The sequence below is a fragment of the Paraburkholderia sp. BR13439 genome (assembly GCF_040948805.1).
GTDB lineage: Bacteria > Pseudomonadota > Gammaproteobacteria > Burkholderiales > Burkholderiaceae > Paraburkholderia > Paraburkholderia youngii.
Genome location: NZ_JBFPKN010000194.1, coordinates 1 through 272, shown reverse-complemented (window position 1 = coordinate 272; position 272 = coordinate 1). Strand labels below are relative to the sequence as shown.

Genomic DNA, 272 nt, shown 5'->3' with positions numbered 1-272 from the left:
ACTGGTCGATGCGGGTCTGCCGGTAGCGCAGCTCCCGCTCCTTCTCACCGACCTCCCGGGTCTTCTCCTCGATCTCCCTGTCCCGGTCTTCGACGCGCGCAATCAGTTGCGTGGCGAGCGCACGCAGTTGTTCGGGGCTAAGAGTGTTGAGGTCGGCGGGCAGGTCCATGCAGACGAGTCTGCCAGAACCCCGGAGAGCGCGAAAGCGCGACCGTATACGTCCCGAACGTCCTCAAACGACACGGATCACGCCGTCCGCGCCGATGCGCTGC

Annotated in this window: 1 pseudogene; it reads right to left on the bottom strand. The window is 65.4% G+C overall.

What is annotated here, in order from left to right:
• Window positions 1-169: pseudogene (locus tag AB3X96_RS42835) on the bottom strand (IS66 family transposase); the annotation flags it as partial.
• Between the last annotated feature and the right edge of the window lie 103 nt (window positions 170-272).